The following is a 7,262-nucleotide window of genomic DNA, read 5'->3' on the forward strand; positions in this document are numbered from 1 at the left end:
ATATTTATCTGTTAACTAATTTATACAGTAAATAAGAGAAGAATATTTATTCATAGCTATCTTTATTTAATTAACTGTTTTTCATATTGATTACAAACGTTTTCCACATTATACTTAAAGCATACGGTATTAATAATTATATATTAAAAAATGTTTACTAAATTTTATTTAAAAATTTTTTAAGTTCCTGTTTCTCAAAATAATAAGTAGGTTAACTGCGAAAAAAAATATTTTTCAGTCATATTAATAGTATTGTCAGTTGTGTTATTAGCTGTTGGTGTTTACAACTATAAAACCTATATTAACCTAAGAACAAATGTAGCTTTAAGTCAAGATTATCAAGATTTCTTTACGAAATCTTATTTAGAAAATAATAAAAAAATTATTTTAACAACAGAAAATATTAATGACGAATTAAATAAGTCAACAAATAATAAAATTTTTATTGTAGGTGACAATGGATATTTGAGTAAAGAAGCTATAGAAAAACATTTTGTAAATAAAAATATAAAGTTAGAATCAACATTGAGATTAGGAAATTTATTATAAATTTCATTAGAGACGGTAGTTAATGAAAATAACGATATAGCTACTAGATATTATTCAATATCAACTAATGAAAAAATTAAAGTTGTAGAAAATGATATAGAGTTAAGTAAAATTAGCGAAAGTTTTGATTGTAACGATAAAAGTTTGAATCAAATAATAGGTTATATCAAGATAGATATAACTAATCTTGATGATGAATTTAAAAAAATGATTAGAGAGTATGCTGCTATACATAATAGTCAATTAATTTTAGATGAAAATATAATGCAAGTAAATATACGTATCTTAACAAATGAATTATAATATATCAAAATTATAGTACCAATCTTACTTATTCATATAAAACCAAGATAAAAGACGGTAATTAGCCGTCTTTTTTTACATTTATTTATAAACTATAAATACTTGTTAGCGTATATTTTTTAATTAATTATATATTGAAAAAACTTTGTATTATAGTTGTACTGTTCCCTTAGTAATAGCCAATAAAATTTGACAGTAGGTGCATAATGCTATAAAATTAATGTATTAGATTTTATTTATTATATAAAATAGTTGAAAAAAGTATTTGTAATTAAGGAGAATATTTTATAATGACTAGAAAAATTTTAGTAACTGGGGGAGCAGGATATATCGGTTCTCACACTTGCGTAGAGCTATTAAACTCTGGATATGAGGTAGTGGTGGTGGATAATCTATATAACGCTAGTGAAAAAAGTTTACAAATAGTTCAAGAAATCACAGGGAAAAATTTGACATTTTATAAAGCTGATATTAGAGATGCTAGTAAAATGGATGAAATATTTAAAAAAGAAAAAAACATTTTTGGAGTAATACATTTCGCAGGGCTAAAAGCAGTAGGTGAGTCGTGCCAAATACCACTTACTTATTACGATAACAATGTAGCAGGAACAGTAACTTTGTGTGAAGTTATGGCGAAAAATAACTGTAAAAATATAATTTTTAGCTCATCTGCTACGGTATATGGAGATCCTCATAAAGTACCTATTAAAGAAGATTTCCCACTGTCAGCGACAAACCCTTATGGTCGTACTAAATTGATGTTAGAAGAAATATTAAAAGATGTTTATACATCTGATAATAATTGGAATGTAGTGTTATTACGTTATTTTAACCCTATTGGAGCTCATGAAAGTGGAGATTTAGGAGAAGATCCTAACGGAATACCTAACAATTTGGTGCCGTATATCTTGCAAGTTGCTGTAGGGAAACTAGAAAAAGTTAATGTTTTTGGATCTGATTATGATACTCACGATGGAACCGGGGTACGTGACTATATTCACGTAGTTGATTTGGCAAAAGGACACGTATCTGCTCTAAAAAAATTAGAACCACAATCAGGTGTTTCTGTTTATAACTTAGGAACAGGTAACGGATACTCAGTTTTAGATATAGTGAAAAATATGAATAAAGCAGTTGGAAGAGAATTGCCTTTTGTTTTGGCACCTAGACGTCCAGGAGATATAGCTACTTGTTATGCTGATTCTTCTTTGGCTTTTCGTGAACTAGGTTGGCGAGCAGAGTTTGATATTGAGCGTATGTGTGTCGATTCTTGGAGATGGCAAAGTAAACATCCAGACGGATTCAAATAAAATTATTAAAAATATGAGGGTATAATTAATTATAAATTTATACCCTTTTTGTTTGTATTGTATAGGAGAAATTAGTGACTAAGAAAAAAATATTATGTATACTATTTTTATTAATATTTTTTAATTCCAAAGATAGTAATGCTAATTATAAACAGTTTTTTACTCCTTTGGATAGTTTTTATATACAACCAGATAATTATAAATTATCAGTACCAATTTTTAGTCAGTTATATCCTGACTTTATACCTATGGGTTGTGAATGTGTTAGTATCAATATGGCTTTGAGTTATAGTGGTATAGATACTAATGTAAATAACTTTATTAAAGATATACCTACGGTTTTTGATCCACGCAAAGGTTTTATGGGAGATATGTATTCTATTAAGTATTATAATGGAACGGTTCCTACTATATGGCCGGAAGCTCTTATTGATAGAGTGCAGAGTTACAAATCTAATTCTTATGTAGGTAGCAAATTAACATTAGAAGATATAGAGCGAGAATTACTTTTTGGTAATCCTGTTCTAGTTTGGTATTCATGGGAGCCAGTCAATATAGCTATACTAACAGATAGTGAGCCTCTATATTCTAGCTCAGGCTTGCACGCGGTATTAGTCGTAGGGTATGATAATCAAAATTGGTATATAAATGATCCTTCCTTGGGAGAAAGAAAACTAGATAAAAAAACATTTTATAGTAAATATGAAGCGTATGGTAGTAAATCTCTAGTAATACGTTAAATATTAATAAGAGGATAATATAATGAATTTTATAGATAATGTAGATGTAGAAAAATATAATAACTTTTTAAAAAGTAGTGAGTACTGTAATATTTTTCAAACTACCGAGTGGGCAGAAGTTAAGAGTGAAACTTGGAATTTTAAAAGAGTGGCACTAGTTGATAATGGTAATATTTGTGCTACTGCTCAAATATTAGTAAGAAATGGTCTTTGGTACATAGCAAGAGGACCTATTTTAGATTATAGTAATGAATTATTGCTTAGGCAATTTTTAGAAGAGCTAAAAAAGTATGCTCATAGTAAAGGAGCAAAATTAGTAAAAATTGATATTCCTGAAATTGCCAAAAGAGCTACGTTAATATCTTTTAAAGAGGAAGACTATAACTTAAAAAAAGATGATATTTTGAATATCTTTGCTAGTCAAGGATTTACTCATCAAGGGTTTACGCTTAATATGAGTGATACTATACAGCCGAGATTTGAGGTTGTAACACAATTAGAAGATAATATTGTAGACAAGTTTCCAAAGGATACACGTAGATTAATTCGTGATGCTGACAAAAAATTTGTTAAAGTTAAGCAAATAGGTATAGACAAAATAGATGATTTTTTGTATGCAATCGAATGTACAGAAAAAAGAAAAGGAATATCTTTGCGTAATAGAGAATATTTTGAGAAACTTTTTAGGCTATATAAAGATAACTGTTTAGTTTTTGTGTCGTATATAAATATTGACGAAGCTATCATTAATTGTAAGAAAAATATTTCTAATTTAGACAATGAAATTATAATGTTGAAAGAGAAATCTCCTAAGAAAAAAAGACAGTTAGAAGAACAAAAAGTTAGTGTAAATAAATTATTGGATTTATTTACAGAGTTATATGATGAAGGTTTGACTGGCGAGAGAATAATAAGCTCTTCTTTCACTTTGGTTTATGGAAGTAGTGCGGAGATGATATATGCTGGTATGGATGCTAGACTTTCTAAGTTGCCTGCTCAGTACAAAGTATATGCAGAAACTATGCAAAAAGCTTATAGTTTAGGAGTTAAGAATTTTTCTACTGGTGGAATTGAAGGTAGTTTGAATGATAATTTATTATTGTTTAAATCTAAGTTTAATCCGGATATAGTAGAGCATTACGGAGAATTTGATTATAGTATTAGTAAATTATATAAATTTATGTATGACTATGGTTTACCTCTTAGAAGAAAATTTTTAAAATTATTAAAAAAATAAATAATTCCCCTCCTTTTGTGGTATAATTTACTAAAAAAGGAGGGATTTTTATGTCTGAATATGTAGATAAAGCATCAGGTATAGTTGATTTTATAAAGGGTTTAAATACTAAAATAGAAAAGGAAGAATACATTTATAATATAGTTAGGGAAATACAAGAAAAAGAAGACATTGAATTATTGTTGACATTATCAGAAATGCTAATAATTGATGATGATTATTCTAGTACGAAATATGCTGCGGATCTTAGAATGAGATTATTGTATCAATTAATAGATAATACAGCGAATAAAATAGATAGTACAGAAGACGAAGAAGAAAAAGATGATTTATATTATAATCTGTATAATTATATGTGGTATTTCAAATGGATAATACCAGAAATACCAAATTCTTTGGCTGTATCCAAAGAAATGATTGATTCAGCAAATGATATGATGTATTTTTATTATACAAACCTTAATATTAGTTTGGCTATGTATTACAAATCTATGATGCTTCAAAATATAATTATGGGACAGATAGAAAAAGCGAAAGAAAATTACAAGTTGTGGCAAGAAAGTGATAGTGACGCAATGAATGACTGTGAAGCTTGCGAAGTAACTGAACAAGTAAATTATGCTTGTTTTGTGGGAGAATACGAAGAAGCGTTATTTTTAGCAGAACCGATATTAGCTGGGAAATTAAGTTGTGCAGAAGTTCCTCATATTACTTATGCTCCAGTTTTAAAAAGTTTGGTAGCTTTAGGAGAGTACGAGAAAGCCAAAAAGTTATTTCCAGAAGCGGTAGAACACGTTGAGAGAGATCTGGACTTAGTATACGCTATGATTCCAGATTTTATTGAAGTAGCTGTTAAGTTAAATGATATAGAATATGCAAAACAATTAGCAGAGAAGTATAAAGAAGAAATATTTGATACGACAGAACATATGCCACAACTAAGATATTTTATAGCGACATCACCTTTTGATGAAGAATCTTATGAATGTGCGTTGGAGTTAGCTACTCTTATAGACGAGCGTAATGAAAATAATTATTATAAGGAATATTTAGCTAAATATACAAGAAAAGAACCGAGAAAGAAAATAACATTTAAATAGGTTATAATTTATATTTTAAAGCATCATAAAACGCAATATACACTTTAAATTAAGATAAATTTATAGAAAATTATTGGTAAATATTTTAGCATCATAATTAATATATTTCTGGTATAATTAATTTAATTGGCTTAAAATAAAAACGACATTATATAGTAGATAAAATCATATTTCTATGATTTTAATAGCTATTTATAATGTTGTTTTTTTGTTTTTTATAGGCTTAATCAGAGGGTAGAATTTACTTTAATTTATTCTTATTTTTGTGATCAATTAATTTGACAAAATATACGGGGTAGGGGTATAATTTGGATAATTATTTTTAATTTATAATACTATATCTCTATAGTAGAAAAGGAGGAAAATTTAATGAATACCAAAAAGAAAAAAAATCAAATCGAAAAAGTAAAACAACGTTTTTCAATTAAAAAATTTAAAAATGGTGCCGGTTCGGTTCTTATCGGATTAGCATTATTTGGTGCTATGATACCGCAAGATATTATTTTAAATACTCAATATGCGCAAGCAGCACAAACACACGAAGTTGCAGAATTACAAAATAAAGTGAAAACGACGTGGAGTTCTAGCAGTGTTGCAGTTGTGAATGAACGTGTTATAAAAGAAGTAACAGAAGCAATCAAAGCTGAAAATCCTACATTACCAATTGATCGTGTAGAATTGACAAAGAATGATTATTATATGATTCAACCAGCATCAGGTAATGATGCAGACGATCCAACAGGAAGAGTAGAAGAAACTGATAATCGCAATGGGGAAGTAATCTTTACAGTATACTTTACTGATGGTAGTGATCCGATAACTGTTTCGCATGACAAAGTATTGAACGTTGTGTCTAATGGACAGTGGATACGTCATATGATTGAATTTTACGGTTTACAGCCACATCAAAAAATAAGAGTAGTAGATCCTAATAACTTAACAGATGCTGAAAAAATGGGTATTGCCACTATCCAATATATTCATACAACGTATGTAACAGGAGAAGCTTTGGGAGAGATGCGTGAGCTTGACAAAGATGTTGGTTTATATAGTTATGTAAGTACAAATTATGTCAATAATGACGGTTCAAGTTTTCTTATAGGAAATAATGGCTTTACACAACCTTGGTCACGAGAAGAGAATATTTATATATTAAAAGTGCCGGAATTAGAACCAGTTGCAGATCCACAAAACTTAACCGATGCAGAAAAAGCAATGGTTGAAGAAAATGTGCGTAAAGCGAACCCTGATTTACCAGAGGGAACAAAAATAACTGTTGCCAATGACGGATCAGTAACGGTATCTTACCCAGAAGGTTCAGCAATGGGATATAGAGAAGATGCAACTGAAGAAGAGGTTATGGCTTATATTCAGAAATTAGGGATAGACCCTGAGGATCCGGTTGATGGGTTGAAATTAGGTTATATTTACTATATTCTGCCAATAGGTACACCGGTTGACGATACATTAACACCAACTCAAACGATTAAAATAAATAAAGCAAAAGGTCAAGACAGTACAATTGCTAAAAATACAGCAGTAACACCGAAAGATAGCATTTCTAATGTTGGAGATTTACCAGATAATACGACATTTGAATGGGAAACACCAGTTGATACAACTTCTGCTGGAGAAGTGAAAGCGACAGTTGTTGTAACTTACACAGATTCTGAAACAGGAAAAACAATTACTGAACGTGTTCCAGTAACAATTACAGTAACAGAACCAAATGCTGATACATACGAACCAGTAGGAAAAGACCAATCAGTTAACTTGAACGAAGAGCCAAAAGCAGAAGATTCAGTAGAGAACTTTGGAGATTTACCAACAGGAACAACAGCGTCATTCAAAACACCAGTTGACACAAGTTCAGCAGGAGACAAACCAGCAACAGTAGTAGTAACATATCCAGATGGAACAACAGACGAACTAGAAGTAACAGTAAAAGTTGTAGACAACAGAACAGACGCAGATAAAAACGAACCAGTAGGAAAAGACCAATCAGTTAACTTGAATGAAGAGC

7 protein-coding genes are annotated in these 7,262 nt (G+C 29.6%); all 7 read left to right on the forward strand.

The genetic code is table 11. The features are described 5' to 3' along the window. Nucleotides 1-261 precede the first annotated feature (261 nt). A complete protein-coding gene (locus tag HZY83_RS04540) occupies nt 262-549 on the forward strand; it encodes a hypothetical protein (protein ID WP_179942889.1) in 288 nt (95 codons plus the stop codon). Nucleotides 550-693: 144 nt separating this feature from the next. Continuing rightward, the gene (locus HZY83_RS04545; protein ID WP_179942890.1) at nt 694-852 is read left to right on the forward strand and encodes a hypothetical protein; all 159 of its coding nucleotides are present in this window, start codon (nt 694-696) and stop codon (nt 850-852) included. A gap of 290 nt (nt 853-1,142) precedes the next feature. Then, nucleotides 1,143-2,162, forward strand: coding sequence for a UDP-glucose 4-epimerase GalE (gene galE / locus HZY83_RS04550; protein WP_179942891.1), 1,020 nt, complete (start codon nt 1,143-1,145; stop codon nt 2,160-2,162). A gap of 74 nt (nt 2,163-2,236) precedes the next feature. Further along, nucleotides 2,237-2,902: a C39 family peptidase gene (locus tag HZY83_RS04555; protein ID WP_179942892.1), complete on the forward strand. Its 666-nt coding sequence runs from the start codon at nt 2,237-2,239 to the stop codon at nt 2,900-2,902. A 22-nt stretch (nt 2,903-2,924) separates the two neighbouring features. Further along, nucleotides 2,925-4,139: a lipid II:glycine glycyltransferase FemX gene (locus HZY83_RS04560; protein WP_179942893.1), complete on the forward strand. Its 1,215-nt coding sequence runs from the start codon at nt 2,925-2,927 to the stop codon at nt 4,137-4,139. A 50-nt stretch (nt 4,140-4,189) separates the two neighbouring features. Then, a complete protein-coding gene (locus tag HZY83_RS04565) occupies nt 4,190-5,239 on the forward strand; it encodes a hypothetical protein (protein WP_179942894.1) in 1,050 nt (349 codons plus the stop codon). 369 nt (nt 5,240-5,608) lie between these two features. Next, a partial coding sequence (locus tag HZY83_RS04570; protein ID WP_179942895.1) for a Rib/alpha-like domain-containing protein occupies nt 5,609-7,262 on the forward strand: 1,654 nt, incomplete at its 3' end.

The organism is Gemella sp. GH3, assembly GCF_013415425.1.
Lineage (GTDB): Bacteria > Bacillota > Bacilli > Staphylococcales > Gemellaceae > Gemelliphila.